The organism is Thalassotalea sp. PLHSN55 (assembly GCF_052030545.1).
In the GTDB taxonomy this organism is placed as follows: Bacteria; Pseudomonadota; Gammaproteobacteria; order Enterobacterales; family Alteromonadaceae; genus CANMXU01.
Window position 1 is genome coordinate 468,757 of record NZ_JBPDIH010000001.1, and the last position, 19,002, is coordinate 487,758.

General features: G+C 39.6%; 17 protein-coding genes. 10 read left to right on the forward strand and 7 right to left on the reverse strand.

The genetic code is table 11. From position 1 onward, the window contains the following. The first annotated feature begins 13 nt into the window (after nt 1–13). From ACRRSQ_RS02210 to sucD, 5 genes are all read left to right on the forward strand, one after another. Nucleotides 14–724: a succinate dehydrogenase iron-sulfur subunit gene (locus tag ACRRSQ_RS02210; RefSeq protein WP_440874055.1), complete on the forward strand. Its 711-nt coding sequence runs from the start codon at nt 14–16 to the stop codon at nt 722–724. 110 nt (nt 725–834) lie between these two features. Further along, nucleotides 835–3,639 carry a 2-oxoglutarate dehydrogenase E1 component gene (gene sucA, locus ACRRSQ_RS02215; RefSeq protein ID WP_440874056.1) on the forward strand — a complete coding sequence of 935 codons (2,805 nt, stop codon included), beginning with the start codon at nt 835–837 and terminating at the stop codon, nt 3,637–3,639. A gap of 42 nt (nt 3,640–3,681) precedes the next feature. Beyond that, nucleotides 3,682–5,151, forward strand: coding sequence for a 2-oxoglutarate dehydrogenase complex dihydrolipoyllysine-residue succinyltransferase (gene odhB / locus ACRRSQ_RS02220; RefSeq protein ID WP_440874057.1), 1,470 nt, complete (start codon nt 3,682–3,684; stop codon nt 5,149–5,151). Between the two features lie 162 nt (nt 5,152–5,313). After that, nucleotides 5,314–6,480 carry an ADP-forming succinate--CoA ligase subunit beta gene (gene sucC, locus ACRRSQ_RS02225; protein WP_440874058.1) on the forward strand — a complete coding sequence of 389 codons (1,167 nt, stop codon included), beginning with the start codon at nt 5,314–5,316 and terminating at the stop codon, nt 6,478–6,480. Beyond that, nucleotides 6,480–7,352 carry a succinate--CoA ligase subunit alpha gene (gene sucD, locus ACRRSQ_RS02230; protein ID WP_440874059.1) on the forward strand — a complete coding sequence of 291 codons (873 nt, stop codon included), beginning with the start codon at nt 6,480–6,482 and terminating at the stop codon, nt 7,350–7,352. The genes sucC and sucD overlap by 1 nt, the downstream gene beginning before the upstream one ends. 60 nt (nt 7,353–7,412) lie before the next feature. Here the strand turns inward: sucD and ACRRSQ_RS02235 are convergent, their stop codons facing one another. Next, nucleotides 7,413–8,186, reverse strand: a complete 774-nt coding sequence (locus ACRRSQ_RS02235) for a hypothetical protein (RefSeq protein ID WP_440874060.1) — start codon at nt 8,184–8,186, stop codon at nt 7,413–7,415. Between the two features lie 1,470 nt (nt 8,187–9,656). On the opposite strand from ACRRSQ_RS02235, the gene ACRRSQ_RS02240 reads away from it, so the two are divergent. Then, nucleotides 9,657–10,052, forward strand: coding sequence for a hypothetical protein (locus ACRRSQ_RS02240; protein ID WP_440874061.1), 396 nt, complete (start codon nt 9,657–9,659; stop codon nt 10,050–10,052). 21 nt (nt 10,053–10,073) lie between these two features. On the opposite strand, the gene ACRRSQ_RS02245 is transcribed toward ACRRSQ_RS02240, so the two are convergent. Next, a complete protein-coding gene (locus tag ACRRSQ_RS02245) occupies nt 10,074–11,396 on the reverse strand; it encodes a Na+/H+ antiporter family protein (protein WP_440874062.1) in 1,323 nt (440 codons plus the stop codon). Nucleotides 11,397–11,663: 267 nt separating this feature from the next. Between ACRRSQ_RS02245 and ACRRSQ_RS02250 the strand changes: the two genes are divergently transcribed. Next, nucleotides 11,664–12,059 carry a hypothetical protein gene (locus tag ACRRSQ_RS02250; RefSeq protein ID WP_440874063.1) on the forward strand — a complete coding sequence of 132 codons (396 nt, stop codon included), beginning with the start codon at nt 11,664–11,666 and terminating at the stop codon, nt 12,057–12,059. An 8-nt stretch (nt 12,060–12,067) separates the two neighbouring features. On the opposite strand, the gene ACRRSQ_RS02255 is transcribed toward ACRRSQ_RS02250, so the two are convergent. Together ACRRSQ_RS02255 and ACRRSQ_RS02260 are read right to left on the reverse strand one after the other, a co-directional pair. Further along, the gene (locus ACRRSQ_RS02255) at nt 12,068–12,571 is read right to left on the reverse strand and encodes a GAF domain-containing protein (RefSeq protein WP_440874064.1); all 504 of its coding nucleotides are present in this window, start codon (nt 12,569–12,571) and stop codon (nt 12,068–12,070) included. Between the two features lie 72 nt (nt 12,572–12,643). Further along, nucleotides 12,644–13,279 carry a flavin reductase family protein gene (locus tag ACRRSQ_RS02260; RefSeq protein ID WP_440874065.1) on the reverse strand — a complete coding sequence of 212 codons (636 nt, stop codon included), beginning with the start codon at nt 13,277–13,279 and terminating at the stop codon, nt 12,644–12,646. 367 nt (nt 13,280–13,646) lie between these two features. On the opposite strand from ACRRSQ_RS02260, the gene ACRRSQ_RS02265 reads away from it, so the two are divergent. The 3 genes from ACRRSQ_RS02265 (at nt 13,647) to ACRRSQ_RS02275 (ending at nt 16,340) form a co-directional block, all read left to right on the forward strand. Beyond that, the gene (locus ACRRSQ_RS02265) at nt 13,647–15,584 is read left to right on the forward strand and encodes a hypothetical protein (protein ID WP_440874066.1); all 1,938 of its coding nucleotides are present in this window, start codon (nt 13,647–13,649) and stop codon (nt 15,582–15,584) included. A 188-nt stretch (nt 15,585–15,772) separates the two neighbouring features. Continuing rightward, nucleotides 15,773–16,033 carry a DUF2999 family protein gene (locus tag ACRRSQ_RS02270; RefSeq protein ID WP_440874067.1) on the forward strand — a complete coding sequence of 87 codons (261 nt, stop codon included), beginning with the start codon at nt 15,773–15,775 and terminating at the stop codon, nt 16,031–16,033. A 130-nt stretch (nt 16,034–16,163) separates the two neighbouring features. Next, nucleotides 16,164–16,340 carry a DUF3545 family protein gene (locus tag ACRRSQ_RS02275; protein WP_440874068.1) on the forward strand — a complete coding sequence of 59 codons (177 nt, stop codon included), beginning with the start codon at nt 16,164–16,166 and terminating at the stop codon, nt 16,338–16,340. Between the two features lie 260 nt (nt 16,341–16,600). Here ACRRSQ_RS02275 and ACRRSQ_RS02280 read toward each other — a convergent pair whose 3' ends face one another. From ACRRSQ_RS02280 to ACRRSQ_RS02290, 3 genes are all read right to left on the reverse strand, one after another. Further along, nucleotides 16,601–17,200 carry a glutathione S-transferase family protein gene (locus ACRRSQ_RS02280; RefSeq protein ID WP_440874069.1) on the reverse strand — a complete coding sequence of 200 codons (600 nt, stop codon included), beginning with the start codon at nt 17,198–17,200 and terminating at the stop codon, nt 16,601–16,603. Nucleotides 17,201–17,263: 63 nt separating this feature from the next. Then, complete coding sequence (locus ACRRSQ_RS02285; protein ID WP_440874070.1) at nt 17,264–17,650, reverse strand: RNA-binding S4 domain-containing protein; 387 nt, start codon at nt 17,648–17,650, stop codon at nt 17,264–17,266. Nucleotides 17,651–17,664: 14 nt separating this feature from the next. Beyond that, nucleotides 17,665–18,192: a type II secretion system protein gene (locus ACRRSQ_RS02290; protein WP_440874071.1), complete on the reverse strand. Its 528-nt coding sequence runs from the start codon at nt 18,190–18,192 to the stop codon at nt 17,665–17,667. Nucleotides 18,193–19,002: the final 810 nt, after the last annotated feature.

The window sequence follows — 19,002 nt, forward strand, 5'->3', positions numbered from 1 at the left end:
GGAGCATTGAACGATGAAACAGATTTTTTCAATTTACCGTTACAACCCTGATGTTGATAATGCTCCTTACATGAAAGACTTTGAGTTAGAAATTCCTGACGGCTCTGACATGATGGTACTCGACGCGTTAATGCTTTTAAAAGAGCAAGATCCTACGTTGTCTTTCCGTCGCTCTTGTCGTGAAGGTGTTTGTGGTTCAGACGGTTTAAACATGAATGGTAAAAATGGTCTAGCCTGTATTACGCCATTATCTGAAGTTAAAGCAGATAAAATCGTATTACGTCCATTACCAGGTTTACCGGTTGTACGTGACTTAATTATCGATATGTCTCAATTTTACTCGCAATACGAGAAAATTAAGCCATACCTAATTAACGATGGTAAAGAGCAACCAGCACGCGAACATTTGCAGTCACCTGAAGAGCGTGAGCATTTAGATGGCTTATATGAGTGTATTTTATGTGCATGTTGTTCAACGTCATGTCCGTCGTTCTGGTGGAATCCAGATAAGTTCATCGGTCCAGCAGGCTTATTACACGCTTATCGTTTCTTAATCGATAGCCGTGATACTGCTACTGAAGAGCGTTTAGATGATTTACAAGATGCCTACAGCGTATTCCGTTGTCACGGTATCATGAACTGTGTTGACGTTTGTCCGAAAGGATTAAACCCAACCAAAGCAATCGGCCATATTAAGTCGATGCTATTATCACGAGCGGTTTAAAATGCCTTTTTGAAGGAACGCAGAGCATTTTTACTTTTTACAAGGTAATAAGGCTCTGCTATTTTTAAACTAATTTAATTTGTTGCTTTTATCCCACAAAGGAACAGGCAATGCCAGAAGGTGTAATGAAGGCTTGGTTAGAGTCTTCCCATTTAAGCGGTGGTAACACAGCTTATATTGAAGAATTGTACGAATCTTACCTTGATAATTCGCAGTCAGTCTCTGAAGAGTGGCGCGAAATATTTCAACAACTGCCTAAAATAGAAGGCGCAGATGTCGAATATCGACACTCTGAAATTCGTGAAGAGTTTAAAACTCTGGCGAAGCAGCCTCATCGTGCGGTTGTTGTTTCAGGTGGCAGCGATGCTAAGCAAGTCAAAGTTCTTCAATTAATTAACGCATATCGATTCCGTGGTCATCAAAATGCCAACCTTGACCCATTAGGGTTATGGCAGCGCGATCAAGTTCGTGACCTCAACCTATCTCACCATGAATTATCAGAAAATGATTTTGACAAAGAATACAACGTAGGCTCCTACGCGGTTGGTCAAGAATCAATGAAATTAGGTGAACTATACAAATCGCTTAGAAAAACTTACTGTGGTTCTATTGGCGCTGAGTATATGCATATTACTTCAACAGAAGAAAAACGCTGGTTACAACACCGCATTGAATCTGTTGAGTCAAAAGCAAAGCTTTCTATTGCCGAAAAAGAAGAAGTGCTTAAAGGCTTAATTGCCGCTGACGGCCTAGAAAAATACCTAGGGGCGAAATTCCCTGGCGCTAAACGTTTCTCACTTGAAGGTGGTGATGCGTTAGTCCCTATGCTGAAAGAGCTTATCACTCGTGCCGGTGCTGCTGGTGCTAAAGAAGTGGTTATGGGCATGGCTCACCGTGGTCGTCTTAACGTACTTGTTAACGTGATGGGTAAAAACCCTTCTAAATTATTTGATGAATTTGGCGGTAAACATGACGAAGCCTTAGGCTCAGGTGATGTTAAATACCACCAAGGTTATTCATCTGACTTTGTCACCCCAGGTGGCAATGTTCACTTAGCGTTAGCGTTTAACCCGTCGCATCTTGAAATTGTTAACCCTGTGGTTATCGGCTCAGTACGCGCTCGTTTAGACCGTCGTGACTGTGACCAAGGCGATCTTGTACTACCAATTACCATTCATGGTGACTCAGCAATTGCCGGTCAAGGTGTGGTACAAGAAACCTTCAACATGTCACAAGCGCGTGCCTTTAAAGTAGGTGGTACGGTTCGCATTGTTGTGAACAACCAAGTTGGTTTTACTACCTCAAACCCTAGCGATACCCGCAGTGGCGAATACTGTACCGATATCGCTAAAATGGTGCAGGCGCCAATTTTACACGTTAATGGTGACGATCCTGAAGCGGTTGTTTTAGCGACCCAAATCGCCCTTGATTACCGTAACGAATTTAAGCGTGACGTAGTGATTGATTTAGTCTGTTATCGCCGTCATGGTCATAACGAAGCAGATGAGCCAAATGCGACTCAGCCGTTGATGTACCAAAAGGTGAAAAAACACCCTACACCTCGTCAATTATACGCGGATCAGTTAGATAAAGAAGGCAGTGTTACTGCGGCTAAATCTAAAGAAATGGCTGAATACTACCGTAAATTATTAGACGAAGGTCAGTGTACCGTTGAACAATGGCGCCCAATGACAGAGCATTCTGTTGATTGGACACCATATATTGGTCACGACTGGGACGATGATTATGAAAAAGAAATCTCTATTGATAAGTTAAAAGAGCTGGCGACAGCCATTTCAACTTACCCAGAAGATCACCCAATACATTCGCGGGTCAAAAAAGCCTACGATGATCGCCTAAAAATGGCCTCAGGTGAGAAATTACTTGATTGGGGTATGGCAGAAAACTTAGCGTATGCATCAATTGTTGACGGTGGCGATCGTGTTCGTATCACCGGGCAAGATGCTGGCCGTGGTACTTTCTTCCATCGTCATGCGGTTTTGCATAATCAAACCGATGCAAGCACCTACGTGCCATTACAAAATATACGTGAAGGCCAAGGCCCGTTCGATGTACATGACTCAGTCTTGTCAGAAGTATCAGTATTAGCTTTTGAATATGGTTACACCACAGCAGAGCCTGCCGGTTTAACCATTTGGGAAGCACAATTTGGTGATTTTGCTAACTGTGCGCAAGTGGTATTTGACCAATTCATTTCATCAGGTGAGCAAAAGTGGGGCCGTTTATGTGGCTTAACTATGTTGTTACCTCACGGCTATGAAGGTCAAGGCCCAGAGCATTCATCAGCGCGTTTAGAGCGCTTCTTGCAACTTTGTGCTGATCACAACATGCAAGTATGTGTGCCTTCAACACCTGCGCAAGTCTTTAACATGCTTCGTCGTCAAGTGGTACGCCCTATGCGTCGTCCATTGATCGTTATGTCGCCTAAGTCATTATTGCGTCACCCAGAAGCGGTTTCTTCTTTAGAAGAATTAGCCACTGGCGTGTTCCAAAATGTTATTGGTGAAGTTGAAGACATTAAGCCAAAAGACGTTGAACGCGTTATCTTCTGTAGCGGTAAGGTTTATTACGAGCTACTTGATCAACGCCGTAAAAATGAATTAACTAACATTGCCATTATTCGTATTGAGCAATTGTACCCATTCCCAGAGCAAGAACTTCAAAACGTATTGAAAGATTATCAACACGTTAAAGAGTTTGTCTGGTGTCAGGAAGAACCGCAAAACCAAGGTGCTTGGTACTGTTCACAGCATCACTTTAGAGCGGCTATTCCAGAAGGTACTTATTTAACTTATGCCGGTCGTAAAGCGTCTGCAGCACCCGCTGTTGGTTATGCGGCAGTGCACGTTAAAGAACAACAAGCGTTGGTTAATGACGCATTAAACATTAAATAGCCCATTTGTATAAAAAAGAGTTTGTGAGTAAGGAATAAATTAATGACAACCGAAATTAAGGTTCCCGTTTTACCTGAATCAGTTGCAGATGCAACTGTCGCTACTTGGCATGTACAAGTAGGTGATAAAGTTTCTCGTGATCAAGTATTAGTTGATATTGAAACCGACAAAGTTGTTCTAGAAGTACCAGCAACAGCTGATGGCGTTATCACTGAAATTTCTCAAGCAGAAGGGGCAACCGTATTAGGCGAGCAAGTAATTGCTGTATTAGCCGAAGGCGAAGCCGCTGCTGATAGCGCACCTGCCGAGGCACCTGTAGCTGAAGCGGCTAACGGCACTGTAATTGATATCGTGGTACCGGTATTACCAGAATCAGTAGCTGATGCAACTGTTGCTAGTTGGCATGTAGCTGAAGGTGATTCAGTAGAGCGTGATCAAAACCTTGTTGATATTGAAACTGATAAAGTTGTACTTGAAGTTGTTGCTCAAGAAAGCGGTATTATTGGCAAAATCATCCACGGCGAAGGCGATACTGTGTTAGGTAACCAAAAAATTGGTGAACTAAGTGCAGGCGCAACACCAACTGTGGCAAGTGCACCAGCGGCATCTAAATACGAAGCGATCAGCGCTGACGAATTAGCCAGCCCATCAGTTCGTCGTTTAATGGCGGAAAAAGGCTTAACAGCTGCTGATGTTCAAGGCAGTGGTAAAGGCGGTCGTATTTCTAAAGAAGACGTAGAAGCGGCATTAAACAAACCTAAAGCGGCACCAGCGCCTGCACCAGTTGCAGCACCAGTGCAAGACTTAGGCGAGCGTAGCCAAAAACGTGTACCGATGACACGTTTACGTAAAACTATCGCGACACGTTTATTAGAAGCGAAAAACTCTACTGCCATGTTAACTACGTTTAACGAAGTTAACATGAAGCCAATCATGGATTTACGTGCTCAATACAAAGACTTATTTGAGAAAACTCATGACACTCGTTTAGGTTTCATGTCGTTTTACGTAAAAGCGGTTACTGAAGCATTAAAACGTTACCCAGCGGTAAATGCGTCAATTGACGGTGATGATATTGTTTATCATAACTTCTTCGACATCTCGATTGCGGTTTCAACGCCACGTGGTTTAGTAACACCGGTATTACGTGATGCTGACCAATTAGGCATGGCAGGTATTGAAAACGGTATTCGCGACTTAGCGGTTAAAGGTCGTGACGGTAAATTAGCCATGGCAGATATGCAAGGTGGTAATTTCACTATTACTAACGGCGGCGTATTTGGTTCATTGCTTTCAACACCAATTCTTAACTTACCACAAGCGGCAATTTTGGGCATGCACAAAATCCAAGATCGTCCTATGGCAGTTAACGGTAAAGTTGAAATTCTACCAATGATGTACCTAGCGTTATCATACGATCATCGTTTAATCGACGGTAAAGAATCTGTTGGTTTCTTAGTAACAATTAAAGAATTGTTAGAAGACCCAACGCGCCTATTATTAGATATCTAATCTTAGGAATAACCTCGTTTGACTATAGACTATAGTAGTAGCGCTGATGGCTATCGCCGTGAGCGCTTATCAACTATAATCAGTCAACTTTTCACTGACAGTGGTTTGTTCTTTCAAGGGAGTAAACACTTGTCTAATTTACAGATAAATGGATAAAACACCATGAATTTGCATGAGTATCAAGCGAAACAATTATTCGCTGAATATGGTTTACCAGTTTCTGAAGGTTTCGCTTGCGATACCCCTCAAGAAGCTGCCGAAGCGGCTGACAAAATTGGCGGCGATATGTGGGTTGTTAAAACTCAAGTACACGCAGGTGGTCGCGGTAAAGCTGGCGGCGTTAAGCTAGTTAAAACTAAAGAAGAAATTAAAGAATTCGCTCAAAACTGGTTAGGTAAGAACTTAGTAACTTATCAAACAGACGAAAATGGTCAGCCAGTATCTAAAATTTTAGTAGAAAGCTGTACTGATATTGCTAACGAATTATACCTAGGTGCAGTGGTTGACCGTGGTACGCGTAAAGTAGTATTCATGGCATCTACTGAAGGTGGTGTTGAAATTGAAACTGTTGCTGAAGAAACGCCTGAGTTAATTCACAAAGCTGAAATCGATCCACTAGTAGGCCCTCAAGCTTACCAAGCACGTGAATTAGGTTTCAAACTTGGCTTAAACCCTACACAAATGAAGCAATTTGTTAAAATCTTCATGGGCTTAGCTAACATGTTCAACGAGCATGATTTCGCCTTATTAGAAATCAACCCGTTAGTTATTACTGACGAAGGTAACCTTCACTGTTTAGACGGTAAAATTGGTATCGACGGTAACGCTTTATACCGTCAACCAAAAATCCGTGAAATGCACGATCCATCTCAAGAAGATGAGCGTGAAGCACATGCAGCACAGTGGGAACTTAACTACGTAGCACTAGATGGTAACGTAGGTTGTATGGTTAACGGTGCTGGCCTTGCAATGGGTACCATGGATATCGTTAACTTGCACGGCGGCAAGCCAGCTAACTTCTTAGATGTTGGCGGCGGAGCAACTAAAGAACGTGTTGCTGAAGCATTCAAAATTATCCTTTCTGACGACAACGTATCGGCTGTTTTAGTTAACATCTTTGGTGGTATCGTTCGTTGTGACATGATCGCTGAAGGTATCATCGCTGCTGTTAAAGAAGTAGGCGTTGAAGTTCCTGTTGTTGTACGTTTAGAAGGTACAAACGCAGAAGCAGGTCGTGAAGTATTAGCAACCTCTGATGTAAACATCATTGCTGCTGAATCATTAACTGATGCAGCACAAAAAGTTGTTGCAGCTGCGGAGGGCAAATAATGTCTGTATTAATTAACAAAGATACTAAAGTTATCTGTCAAGGTTTCACTGGTGGTCAAGGTACTTTCCACTCAGAACAAGCAATCGCATACGGTACACAAATGGTTGGTGGTGTAAGCCCAGGTAAAGGCGGTCAAACGCACCTTGGTCTGCCAGTATTTAACACAGTACGTGATGCAGTAGAAGCTACTGGCGCAACAGCTACAGTAATCTACGTTCCTGCACCATTTTGTAAAGATGCTATCTTAGAAGCTATCGACGCAGGTATCGAGCTTATCGTAACTATCACTGAAGGTATCCCAACTTTAGACATGGTTGACGTAAAAGTGAAACTTGAGCAAACAGGCGTTCGTATGATCGGTCCTAACTGCCCAGGTGTTATCACTCCAGGCGAAACTAAAATTGGTATCATGCCAGGTCACATCCATTTACCAGGTAAAGTAGGTATTGTTTCACGTTCTGGTACGCTTACGTACGAAGCTGTTAAACAAACTACTGATGCAGGTTTTGGTCAATCGACTTGTGTAGGTATTGGTGGTGACCCAATCCCAGGTACTAACTTCATTGACGTACTAGAAATGTTCGAAAATGACCCACAAACTGAAGCGATTGTAATGATCGGTGAAATTGGTGGTACAGCAGAAGAAGAAGCTGCTGAGTACATTAAAGCGAACGTTACTAAGCCTGTTGTTTCTTACATTGCTGGTGTTACTGCACCTGCTGGTAAGCGTATGGGTCACGCTGGCGCGATTATCGCTGGTGGTAAAGGTACAGCTGATGAGAAATTTGCAGCATTAGAAGCGGCCGGTGTTAAAACTGTTCGTTCACTTGCTGAAATTGGCAGTGCGCTTAAAGAGAAAACAGGTTGGTAATCGGCCTGTTGTAGCTTAACGTTTTAAGCTACAAATGATTAGAAAACCCGCTATCCTGAGCTAGTCGAAGGAGCGGGTTTTTTGTTTATCTAATGCGTCTGTGTTAGTGAAAAATGGGATTTTTTCAGTTTCGAATAGAGTTAACTCATCACAGTTCATATTTTCACTCTCAGTATTGAATATATTATCTTTATATTTTGAAGTGAAAAACTTAATGAATAATAAATTTAATTGATTAAAGCTCCCGGCTAAACCAATAACATCTTCATTTATGGCTTTAATTGGGTTTGCACCGCACTTGTTTTTAACTGATGATAATACCGTACGATTAACTATTGCTTCTGCAAAATAGTAAAGGGTATTTATATCATTTGTTTTAGATATATATATATTTAAATCGTCATTAATATTTTCCAGATGCATGACTAAATCTTCAGGTGAATAATGGAATGCTAATTTGTCACGTATTAAACTTACAGCCGATTTTTGCTGACCAAAGTATGTAGTTACTTTTTTCAAAGTTTCTTGACCTAGTTCTCCTGAAAATTCAATGAAGTTTTGACTAAATTCTCTATTATTAAAATACTTTTTATTTAAATATTGCCAAGCTTCATGTAATTTTCCCGCTAAAATTTTTAAGTGATAAAAGTTATATGCAATTTGCCCTTCAACAATCATTTCATTCGAAGAACTAAAATCATTAGTTCTAATTACTCCGTATAATGCAAATCGTATTTCATTTTGAATATGAGCTATTGAAATGAAAAAATCTCTTTCATGTTCAGGTAAACTTAACAAGGCCTCCTTGTTAATTGAATTTTTATAAATGTCCACTTTATACTCCTTAAGTTAATAATTTAATTATCACACTTCGTTTAGGTATATGCATCGAATTAAGCAATTGAAATTAAATGGTGTCAGGTAGGCAATGAAAGCTAAATACTTTCGGGTTTAGTGTTTATCTTTATTTATATTGTCGCGGTGGCGACAGCACCCAAGGGGCGTTCCACGCCAAAAGCCCCTTGGAACCCCATGGCGCTGCAACATTAAACGTATTCCTACATTCAAACCAATATTCTCGACGTAACGGCAAAGATCGCACATCCATGTGCGGCTTTGCCTTTGCCATCATCCCTGATGGCAATACGTGAATATTGGTTTTCACTCCGGCGTTTAATGAAGCAGAATTCATACTCCGTTCGAGATTTGTCTTGTTGAAAGTATATTTCTCCGTTCGCCCTGAGCTTGTCGAAGGGCTATATAAACGAGCACGGCAGCTTTCACCAATTCCCATCTCAGCGTTGAATATTGAATTTTTATTAGCAGTTACCGAATGACAGCCATGGATGGCTGGAACTGACGTCGCGCAGGGACGAGCATTCGTCAGGTATAGGTAACTGCAAAAATTTAATCTTCAGTCGTAGCTGAGCAGGGCGTCGGAGGGGTTCCAAGGGGAGGCACGGCGCTACGCCGCCCCTTGGGGGTAGTCAGCACCCTGACAATATAACGAGAAAGGTTCGAAGGGCTTAATAGTATTTTCCCTGATAAAAACTTTGCGGCTAAGAGTTTAATTGGACTTAAACTATCGCGGCGGCGACAGCACCCAAAGGGAGACTGCCTCCGGCCTCCCTTTGGAATCCCTCGGAGCTGCGCCAAAATGCTAATCCTCATAACTCATCAATAATCGAGTTAACGTTCAGAACACACATCCATGTGCTACTTCACTTTGCTGGCGTCCTGCCAGCAATAGCTGATATTGATAAGTTATTCAGGCATTTTTCAAAGCAGAATTCATGCTCCGTTCGAGTTTTATCTTGTTTGAAGTATATTTCTCCGTTCACCCTGAGCTTGTCGAAGGGTTATCGAAACGAGCATGGCGGTTTTCACCCATTCCCATCTCAGCGTTGAATATTGAATTTTTATCAGCAGTTACCGAATGACAGCCATGTGCCGTTCCAATCTAAAGGGGTCGGTGACATCCTATTATTTTGGACAAGGTTAGTTAATGAAACACAGCTAAGTTATTTTGCTTGTGTCACCGACCCCTTTTAAGCGCTTGTCGAAGGGTTATTGAAACGATCTCTTTTAGTTTTTATAAAAATAGTTACCCTTCGACTGCTTCGCGCTCAGGGCGAACGGTTGTTTTTATTAATCAGTATTGAGTAATCATTTGGTCAGATTCACATGTTCTGAAAAACACTTTACTCAATATTACTTATGAAATAGGCCATTTAATTTCCTCTTTATCCATTTACTCAGCTAATCTTATAATATGATTGGAAAAATCGAATAGGAAACTGCGCTATGGGGCCACATGGGCACATAGATTACACTTGGCAAGAAAACGTTTTAATTATTAAAACGTCGGGGCCTTTTAATATCGAAGGGGTTAAGCAATGTGCTGCTGAAATTGTTACTACGGTGGAAGAAAAAGCTTTTCCAAGTTGGTATCGTGTCGATATCCTAGACCATGAAGCTTTAGGTAGTCCTGACGTGATGGCGATTATTGGTAAGTCACACTTATGGTCAAACGCGCTGCCAACATGTAAAAAAGCGGCGATATGTTGTGCTAATCATATTCAGTTAACGATGATGAAGCGCTTTATTGCTCAAGAAAATCTCGCTACTGTGTGTTTTACTGAACAAACACACACCGATCAATTTATTGAGCAATGTCTTAATCCTACATCTTCATTTTGATAATGAAAGCAACACCGACTGTTAAAGCACCATCGCTGCAATCCAACCAAAAATAAGTAATGGAATATTAAAATGAATAAAAGTTGGTATCACGCTGTCTTTAATATGATCGTGTTGGCCGTCGACATTTAAACCTGCTGTTGGACCAAGGGTTGAATCTGAGGCAGGTGAGCCAGCATCGCCAAGCGCAGCAGCAGTTCCTACTAGGGCAATAGTTGCGGCAATGGAAAAATCAAAGCTTAACGCTAATGGCACGTAAATAGTGGCAATAACCGGCACAGTGGAAAAAGACGAGCCAATGCCCATGGTAATGATTAACCCAACAACCAGCATTAACATCGCAGCAAGGGCTTTGTTATCGCCAATTAAATCACCAATAGCAGTCACTAAGCTACTAACTTCACCCGTACTTTTAATCACTTCGGCAAAACCTGCGGCGGCGATCATAATAAAGCCAATGTTGGCCATCATTAAAACGCCTTGGTTAAATAAGTCTTGTCCTGATGTTTTTTTCAAAATACCTGAGAAGTTTAAAATAATAAAACCGCTTAGCGCGCCAAAGATCATCGAGCCTGTATAAAGTTGTACTGCCAGTGTTATGACAATGGCCGCTAAGGCGGTAAATATGCTTTTTTTGTCAATATTACTAACAAGCGCTGTTTGGCCTTCAACCGTTGTTTGTTGATACTCACGTGGTTTACGGTAGCTAAAAAATACCGCAATAAATAATCCCGATAACATGCCAAGGGCTGGTAGTAACATTGCTTGTGGTATTTGCTTGCTAGTGGCTTCTAAGCCGTTGCTATTTAGCGCAGCAAGTAGTACATCGTTTAAGAAAATAGCGCCAAAGCCTACCGGTAAAATCATGTACGTGGTGACTAAACCGAAGGTGATCAAACAAGCAATTAGGCGACGGTCGATGGTTAGGGCAGATATCGCTAATAATAATGGCGGTATCAGAATAGGAATAAAGGCAATATGAATCGGTAATATATTTTGCGAGCTAACCGCCATGGCTAAAATGGCAAATAGCAGCCCAGAGCGAAGCCACTTAGTGTTTTCACTTGAAGGTGTTTTACCAAGTTTTTTGATGATTGAGTTTGACACTAAAGTAGCAATGCCTGATTGTGATAAGGCCGCCGCAAATGCGCCTAACAAGGCGTAGCTTAGTGCTATTTGTGCACCTCCACCTAAACCATCGTTAAACGCACTAATAGTTTGTTCAAGTGCTAAGCCACCAAATAAGCCTGCAACAACAGAACTGATAGTTAATGCGATGACAACATTAACTCGAGCAAAACTTAGCAGTAGCATTAAGCAAACCGCAATAACAACAGCATTCATGGAGTTTTAGCCGAAAATATTAATTAAAGAGTTATTGGTTATTTTTGACTGTGTTTACGATGGTTGTCTAGCCTAATTAACGTATTTAACAAACTAGCGCGAAGGGGTTACTTGAACCATACAGCTTTGTAACAAAGTACGGCGGTTGTTATTTTTAGCGTTAAATCTAACGGAGTGTTTAGATAAAGTCGCTATTCGATTTTATTTATGTATTTTAGTCGGCTAACCTTATAGTATGAAAGGTAAAGTAGTCTAGGAGTATGTAATATGGGGCCACATGGTCATATTGATTACACTTGGCAAGGTAATGTATTAGTTGTAAAAACCTCAGGACCTTTTAACCTAGAAGGGGTAGAAATTAGTGCGGCACAAATTGTGACTACCGTACAAGACAAAGCATTCTCTTCTTGGTACCGCGTTGATTTTCTTGATGCAGATACTTTAGGCAGTCCGGCGGTTATGAATGTTATTGGTAAGTCTTATTTATGGTCAGGTTCACACCCAAACTGCAAGCAAATTGCTGTTTGCTGCCACAATAGTTTACAGTTCGATATGATGAAACGCTTCGTTGCAAAAAGCCAATTACCCTTGTTGGTATTTTCAGACCCTGAAGAAACGGATCAATTTATCAAACAATGCTCTGAAGAAAATTTTGCAGGTTAGTTCAAACCTTAATTTGCATCTATATTAAAATACATTGAACTCGCTCTAGCAATTCGCTCTAACATTTCTTCGTCGCTTTTTAACCACTTTGTTTGTTTCTCAACGCTCTCGCAACAAATCACGCCCACAGGTGAGAAGTCTTTATGCAGAATATAATCGAGTAATGAGTAAATATTCAGTGGTGTGAAATAATCTTGAGTGAAGCATGCTGTCGCTGGATGGTTTCTAGCATCTGGCGCATTAATCACGTCGTATTTGATTATTTCTTCAAAGTAGGGGCCAAAATGACTTTTCATAATTTCTTGGCCCGCGCTAAATTCGCCTTTTAATGCATCAAAGCACATTACGCAGGTGATTTTTGTTTTTGCGTGATCAAAGCGCCATAGGCTGACTCTGTCAGCGCCTTCAATAATTTGACTGGTAAACTGGCAAATAAAAGTGAGTTTGTCGTTAATCTCTATACTCGGGTTAGTGAGTGTCGAGGTTAGTTTGATAAAAGGTTCCACTAACATTTACTCCTTAGCACAACTTCACTATTTATTATTTTAGCCAACGACGGTTAAATCTTCCATATTTGCTAACGATTACTCTGGCCTTTGCTTGGTAAAAGGCAATGTGATACCTGAGTATTCACTAGCGCCTAATCTTGCAAGCGGTTTAACTTGGTCAGCGAGTACCTTAATTCGTTGTTCATTCACTTGGGTAACTTTAGGGTTTATATACAGTTTTTTCACTTCTAAAAAAATTAATGTTTGCGGCGCGTTACCAATTTCTTTAGTTTCGTAAAGTTCACAACCATAAGCGATATCGCATTGGGCTAGCCTCGGCAGTGCAAAGCCTTCAAATGGAACCGTTGTCAGCTGTTTGTCATCAATTTCGTTAAGTTCTGATTCTTTGTGTGCGAGGGTTGCTGCAGTTTGTGTCACTACGTCTGCTTGGGATGCATTGGCAATATGTATTACCATTTTTTTGTTTTTTAAGACATTAACTAAAGTGTCTTTGAAATCACCATTTGGCTTTTTTCCAACCGATATCATCAGCAATGCCGGCTCACTTGAAACCGCACAAAAATATGAAAAGGGCGCTAAATTCAAATTTTCTGGCTGACAGTTTTCTTCATTTGATTGCGTAAGTGCCCAAGCAATTGGGCGAGGAATAACCGTTTGCGTCATTAAATGGTAACGCTGGTTGGCAGAGTATTGTGAAAAATCGATGATCATGACGTTGTCGTTAATAAATGCTGAAAAGTGGATAAATTTATTATCAGCTTTTTTTAATAGTTTGTTAACGTGTTTTGTTTTTTAATATTGTTTTTGTTGAAAATTTTGCTGCTTGGCTGATGATATCGTTTAAATATCAAAAAACAATTCAGCTGCCGTTACATTGTTGTTACGAAGCTAATTAAAAGTTACGAATGATTACTTTTTTCTTTAACAAAAGTGCAGTTTGTGTGAAAATGTCCATTCATTCATGAGCTTATCATTATTTTGGATTGTATAAGTTTATTTAGCTAAGGAAGGTATAGTGAATGAGTTTGCTGCTTATTGTGTGCCTTCTTTTAATTGCGTAATTTAAAAAGGACATGCAATGACATACAAAAAAGTCTTACTAGGAGCGTTTTCACTGGCAATGTTAGGTGGCTGCTTAGAAGTAGAAGACAACAATGATCAACAAATTGATATCGTTATCCCTGAAAACAAAGTTTCAATTCAAGGCTTAGTGGTAGACGCATACGACTATCAAGCGATATCTAGCGCACAAATTTCCATTTTATCAGGTTCAACAACCTATGCCGATAAAGTCTCTGCGGCCAACGGAGAATTTTTAGTCGCAGACTTACCTGCTGACTCAGATATCGAAGTTATTATATCGAGTGACAACGAAGAGTTTATGACTCGCGTTTTCTATTTAAATACCGGCAATTCAACATCAGGTACGGCGCACAATGACTTAGGCAAGTTTATGGTGTCGGAGCCGCATCAAGTACAAATTTCTATTCTAGATAGTCAAGACAGCTCACCGATTGAAAATTTAGAATTCGTTAGTTATTCACATTCAGGGAATGGCTCAACGATTGATAACTATAGACATACCTCAACTTATGATGCTGTAAATGCCAGTTATACGTTAGTTATTCCAAAGTATTTAAATACGTCTGCACTTGCCAATGTTGATTTAGACCGCGATGGCAAAGCCGACTATAAACCTGAGTCTAGTGGTTCATATTATAGTACTAATTTATTTTTGGACGATCTAAACCAAAAAGATGAAGTTACCCTTTATCTTGAAGAAGTTATTGACCCTGAGGTTGTCGAAGTCGAGTATCGTATTTCTGTAATCGATGAGTCTACACAATCACTACTTGGAGCTGATTTTTACATTACAAGTGATAAACGAGATGAAGTTGTATCCGTATACGATTCCGAATCAGAGCAATATGTTATCAATGCTGATTTTTCAGGTGATTTGGTCATTGATATGCCATCTTTTTCTTTAGATGACGCACATTACCAAAGTGCTTCATTTAATATCTCAACTAATTATACAGGTGATTTGGATATCCGCACGTCAGGTACAAGTAGTAATTGCTGCTATACAATCCCAAACTCAAATACTGTTGAGTTAGTGTTGGTGGTTAGAGAGTTAACTGCAAGTTCTGACTTAGAAGTAGTAGCAAAGACGGAAGAGTTTTCATATGGCGTTACTGATTTCAACGTTTTTTATTCTCAAGCAGTAACGGTAGATACAGAAAATGTTGCATTGACAAGTATTCGCGGCTTCACTGTTACTAAAGGTAATGACAGTGCTGACGATCTAATATTGCCAGGAGTTACATCAATAACAAGAGGTCTAACCATACCAACAACAATTAGTATGTCGTTAAATGATACTAAACTTACGGTAAGCCCAAATTCTGGCTTAGAAAATGGTGAACAATATACTTATATGGTTGGTGATTTAACGGTTAATACCACTAGTGAAGTTGAAGACCTTTATGATGATAATGCTTCATTTACGTATATTGATGAACAACAAACTTTTGATATCAATAATGTTAAATTAGATAATAATAACTATACCACTAATGGTTTAACTATTACGCCACTAAATACTGCTAATGAAGTAACGGTAGTGAGCGACTCTAATAGAAGTGTATATTTATACTTGCCGGCAAGTATAAATAGCTTGAAAAATTTCACTTTGCGTAAATCTATCGTTGTTGAAGATAATGTGCAAACATCTGATAATCGACATTACGTTCTCGTCGAAGATAATGATGTAAGAGTATATCGAGTTGGGGTATTGACGCTTGCTGATAATGAAACTGTTTTAAGGGATAGTCTTTACACTGATGTTGTGCTTGGTACAGCTCAAAGCGACGCTCAACTACTTTATCGTACAGGTGTTTCAGAATATATGTCAGACAATACTTCAGCTAACGTTAATAGCATTAGCTTCGAATATGCTTATGAAACAAAAGCAGGTGAAGTTTCTACAGGAACAATTACCTTACCAGTTCAGTAATCGTTCAAATTCATTTCGCTTATAATTAAACAGCTACTATTTCAGTAGCTGTTTTTTTATTGCTATTTTAACACTCAATGCACCATGTGGCGCTGTGCTAGGTTTTATTTTGCCAACACTTATTTTAGCTATTTAGTCCTACCTATAAACGCTCTATAATAAGCAAAATTTTTCAGAGAAAATAAATTATGAATCCAATTATTCAATTATTACAAGACGCGAATATTAGCGACGAGCAAACCAAGGCTATTTTTCAAGAGCTAACAGAAAACCCATTAATGGCAATGAATACCATTGGTCAACTGGGTTTGCCTCCGGAAAAGCTACAAGCGGTAATGATGCAGGTTATGACTAACCCAACATTAATTAAAGAGGCAGTTGAGTCTTTAGGTTTAGACTTTACTGCGGTAGAGCAGGCTAAAGCAGAGTTAGATAAAAGTAAAACTTAACGGCTTGGCAGTCCGTTTAAGGGCAAGTATTTAGCGCATTATTTTCGTCATGGTATTGTCATTTTTCATTCAACAAATAGTCATAAAAGTACATTAAATTGAGTGCAAACATCAATTTGGGTATTTACTTATGCAAGATACAAACTGGGAAAAAGAACTGGAATTTGATGAGCTTGACGAGCAGTCATTCAATGCAAAAAAAAGAAATGCTAAACAACGCAAACGCAAGTGGCGTGAAATAGAAGCATTTAAAGAACAGCAACGTATCCATAAAGAAATGGAATTGTACGATAGCTATTCATACTAGCGGGTATTGAGCTTTGTGGTATCAGCATAGTGCTATCAACCTAGTCGGATGGGTTTTGTGAAAAGACAAAACCATATTGAGCGTGCTATAACATTGTCGAGCTAGTGGGCAATGTAAAATGCCACAACCAAGATCAAAACGCTCTAACAAGTCCGATTAAATTAACGTAAAAGAGCATGACGATTTTGATAGGTTATCACCTGATAAAATCGTCATGCTTTTTTCATTTTTTACGAACTATCTGCCCAAAATGGCTATAATTAATTTTTCATAGCAACAAAGTTGTCTTGCTCGCTAATATCTTTTATCCAACGAGATATTGCCGGGTAGTCTGATAAATCAAAGCCTCCCTCAAACGCAACATGAGTATAAGCAAATAGTGATATATCGGCCGTGCTAAGTTCATCACCAATTAAAAACTTAGTCTGTTGTAGTTGCTTCTCCATCACGCTTAGTGCTTTATGGCCACCGGCTTGTTTAGCCTGATATTCAGATTCGCGTTCAAGCGGACGTTTTAAATACTTAGCGATAAAGCGAGCGACCGCAATATAAGGTTCATGGCTATATTGTTCGAAAAATTGCCATTGTTGAATTTTAGCTTGAATAAATGGATCAGCTGGCAGTAGGGGAGATTGATACGCTAAGAAGTTAATGATGGCGTTAGACTCGCTAATGCAGCGACCATCTTCTAGAACTAACAAAGGTATTTTACCGTTAGGGTTTTTTGCTAAAAACTCAGTAGTTTGAGTATCACCTTGTAAAATATCAACGTCATGCCATTGGTAATCTATTGATAAAAGAGCACAAACGAGTTGAATTTTATAGCAATTACCTGATTGTTTATCGCCATATATTTCCATAAAACCTCCTGTTTATTGATAGTTTTCACAATGTTATTTGTAAGCACTATATGAAAATGGAGGTTAAAAAGAAATAGGTTTACGTTTCGGTTTTTGTGATGTTGCTGGCGCAGAGATCTCTTGAGCTGCTTTCTGGTGTGTTTTTTTAGAAGAGGAATTTTTTTTATTAGACGCTTTTGTTTGTTTTGGTGATTGTTTGGGGGAGCGAGCTTTCGCTGGCAAAAAGTTATCATTCAATACGACTTGAATGATTTCACCATTAAATTCAACAATGTCGTGCTCGACTACTTTTTTGCGCTTTTGAAATTCAACTTCACCATTTAGCAACACATAACCTTCGCTGATCACTATTTTTGCTTCGCCGCCGCCGCCAACTAAATTGGCAATTTTGAGTAATTTGCACAATTCAACTGGCTGCTGGTCTATTTCAACTAAAGTATATTCGTTCATTAATTTTATCTTGGCTAACAGCCATCAGTTACCATGGAAACTAGATATTTTTCGTTCTCGGTGGCTGCATTGTAGCGGATATAACACTCGGTTGCGAGAATACCCGGGCGTAAATTAGTAATGTTTAAATCGACAAGATCAGCGATGCTAAATACTGCCTCTGCCGAAGAAACTGTTACTTCAAAATCAGACACCCACTCACCATTGGTAGGTTTGGTTAAATTGGTAATGATATTATCGTCTAAGGCTAAAATTATGCCTTGATCATAAACAACAGGGTACCCGTAGGTAAGCAGGATACTGTCACCGCCGTTTTCAATAGTGCCATTTTCATCTAATTGGTTATCAATTATTGCTTTGCTATGTACCATTTCTGCCGCTGAAACAATTGCGCCTTTTAATCCTTCTAAAGTGGCAATTCGCGCTTCTTTTTGTAAATTAATAAATTTAGGCAAAGCCGTAGCCGCTAAAATCCCTAAAATAACAATAACAACAACAAGTTCAATTAAGGTAAAGCCTTTATTTTTATTAGGTAAATACATATTTCATCCGTAATTATAATTATGTAATCGCATTAAAACCCAACAATTATAACTTACTAATTTATAAAATAAATTAGTTTCTTCAAAAGCATAAATAAATTGGAATAGCACTATGTGGTTTTTGAACATCTTCACAAATAAAATCTCGAAATAGAGAGCACAACGTTTTTATTTTTGACTTGGCGCGGATGGTAAATAGCAGAAGGTGCTATTCATGGAATAAAAACAATATCGCACTTAAATTGAAATATTTAATTTGAAGGATGCTGATAATATAAAAGATGGTGGACGATACTGGGCTTGAACCAGTGATTCGGCGCGGGTGGTAAAGAGCAGAAGGTGCTTTAACTTTCTTGCGTTAATAGATATTAAGGTGTTGATATTTTTGAATTAAGATGGTGGACGATACTGGGCCTGATTCAGTGATTCGGCGCGGGTGGTAAAGAGCAGAAGGTGCTATTCATGGAATAAAAACAATATCGCACTTAAATTGAAATATTTAATTTGAAGGATGCTGATAATATAAAAGATGGTGGACGATACTGGGCTTGATTCAGTGATTCGGCGCGGGTGGTAAAGAGCAGAAGGTGCTTTAACTTTCTTGCGTTAATAGATATTAAGGTGTTGATATTTTTGAATTAAGATGGTGGACGATACTGGGCTTGATTCAGTGATTCGGCGCGGGTGGTAAAGAGTAGAAGGTGCTATTCATGGAATAAAAACAATATCGCACTTAAATTGAAATATTTAATTTGAAGGATGCTGATAATATAAAAGATGGTGGACGATACTGGGCTTGAACCAGTGACC

Coding starts and splice junctions, on each gene's coding strand:
- ACRRSQ_RS02210 (WP_440874055.1), top strand. CDS start 14: ATGAAACAGATTTTTTCAATTTACCGTTACAACCCTGATGTTGATAAT.
- sucA (WP_440874056.1), top strand. CDS start 835: ATGCCAGAAGGTGTAATGAAGGCTTGGTTAGAGTCTTCCCATTTAAGC.
- odhB (WP_440874057.1), top strand. CDS start 3,682: ATGACAACCGAAATTAAGGTTCCCGTTTTACCTGAATCAGTTGCAGAT.
- sucC (WP_440874058.1), top strand. CDS start 5,314: ATGAATTTGCATGAGTATCAAGCGAAACAATTATTCGCTGAATATGGT.
- sucD (WP_440874059.1), top strand. CDS start 6,480: ATGTCTGTATTAATTAACAAAGATACTAAAGTTATCTGTCAAGGTTTC.
- ACRRSQ_RS02240 (WP_440874061.1), top strand. CDS start 9,657: ATGGGGCCACATGGGCACATAGATTACACTTGGCAAGAAAACGTTTTA.
- ACRRSQ_RS02245 (WP_440874062.1), bottom strand. CDS start 11,396: ATGAATGCTGTTGTTATTGCGGTTTGCTTAATGCTACTGCTAAGTTTT.
- ACRRSQ_RS02250 (WP_440874063.1), top strand. CDS start 11,664: ATGGGGCCACATGGTCATATTGATTACACTTGGCAAGGTAATGTATTA.
- ACRRSQ_RS02255 (WP_440874064.1), bottom strand. CDS start 12,571: ATGTTAGTGGAACCTTTTATCAAACTAACCTCGACACTCACTAACCCG.
- ACRRSQ_RS02260 (WP_440874065.1), bottom strand. CDS start 13,279: ATGATCATCGATTTTTCACAATACTCTGCCAACCAGCGTTACCATTTA.
- ACRRSQ_RS02265 (WP_440874066.1), top strand. CDS start 13,647: ATGACATACAAAAAAGTCTTACTAGGAGCGTTTTCACTGGCAATGTTA.
- ACRRSQ_RS02270 (WP_440874067.1), top strand. CDS start 15,773: ATGAATCCAATTATTCAATTATTACAAGACGCGAATATTAGCGACGAG.
- ACRRSQ_RS02275 (WP_440874068.1), top strand. CDS start 16,164: ATGCAAGATACAAACTGGGAAAAAGAACTGGAATTTGATGAGCTTGAC.
- ACRRSQ_RS02280 (WP_440874069.1), bottom strand. CDS start 17,200: ATGGAAATATATGGCGATAAACAATCAGGTAATTGCTATAAAATTCAA.
- ACRRSQ_RS02285 (WP_440874070.1), bottom strand. CDS start 17,650: ATGAACGAATATACTTTAGTTGAAATAGACCAGCAGCCAGTTGAATTG.
- ACRRSQ_RS02290 (WP_440874071.1), bottom strand. CDS start 18,192: ATGTATTTACCTAATAAAAATAAAGGCTTTACCTTAATTGAACTTGTT.